Annotated in this window: 1 protein-coding gene; it reads left to right on the top strand. The window is 66.9% G+C overall.

Features of this window, described 5'->3' with window-relative positions; all coding sequences use genetic code 11:
* Window positions 1-42: 42 nt before the first annotated feature.
* On the top strand, window positions 43-1,127 hold a 1,085-nt coding region (locus IEZ19_RS49935; protein WP_229841755.1), incomplete at its 3' end, for an AMP-binding protein.

Genomic DNA, 1,127 nt, shown 5'->3' with positions numbered 1-1,127 from the left:
TGGAACGAGGCGTCGTCGGCTGGTGGTGTGGGTGGGTCGTTGGTGGGGTTGTTCGAGGAGCGGGTGGTGGCTGCTCCGGGTGCGGTGGCGGTGGTGTCGGACGGTGTTGCGTTGACGTATGCCGAGCTGGATGGGGCGGCGAATCGGTTGGCGCGGTATTTGCGGGGTCGTGGTGTGGGTGCGGGTTCGTTGGTGGGGGTGGTGCTGGAGCGTGGTGTGGATGTGGTGGTGGCGTTGTTGGGGGTGCTGAAGGCGGGGGCTGGTTATGTGCCGGTTGATCCGCGGTATCCGGTGGAGCGGGTGGGGTTTGTGCTGCGGGATGCGGGTGTGGCGGGTGTGGTGACGTCCGTTGCGTGTGGTGCGGTGGTTGAGGGGTGTCTGCCGGAGGGCGCGGTGCTGACAGTGATGGATGAACCGTCGGTGGCGGCGGAGCTGGCGGGGTTGGATGGTTCGGCGGTGGGGTGTGTGGTGTCGCAGGATGAGGCGGCGTATGTGATTTATACGTCGGGTTCGACGGGGCGGCCGAAGGGTGTGGTGGTCAGTCACGGGAATGTGGTGGCGCTGTTGGGGTCGACGGGTGGGCTCTTCGGTCTGGGTCCGGGGGATGTGTGGAGTTGTTTCCACTCGGTGGCGTTCGATTTTTCGGTGTGGGAGTTGTGGGGTGCGTTGGTGCATGGGGCGCGTGTGGTGGTGGTGGGGTTTGAGGTGTCTCGTTCGCCGGGGCGGTTTGCGGAGTTGTTGGTGCGGGAGGGGGTGACGGTGCTGAGTCAGACGCCGTCGGCGATGTATCAGCTGCTGGCGGTGGACGACTTTGTCGTGGGCGCGTTGCGGTTGGTGGTGTTCGGTGGTGAGGCGCTGGATGTGGGCCGGCTGGCGGGGTGGTGGGGTCGTGAGGGTGCTGCCGGGGTGGCGTTGGTGAACATGTATGGGATCACGGAGACGACGGTGCATGTGTCGCATCGGCGGGTGGGTGTGGGGGATGGGGTGTTGGGCAGTGTGGTGGGCCGGGGCCTGCCGGGGGTGTCGGTGTTCGTGCTGGACGATGCGCTGCGCCCGGTGCCGGTGGGTGTCGCGGGAGAGCTGTATGTCGCGGGAACGGGGGTGGCGCGCGGCTATGTAGGACGTGC

The sequence above is a fragment of the Streptomyces brasiliensis genome (genome assembly GCF_014647875.1).
GTDB classification, from domain to species: domain Bacteria; phylum Actinomycetota; class Actinomycetes; order Streptomycetales; family Streptomycetaceae; genus Streptomyces; species Streptomyces brasiliensis.
Note: the sequence above shows the minus strand (reverse complement) of the source record. Positions and strands in the feature narration are given on the sequence as shown.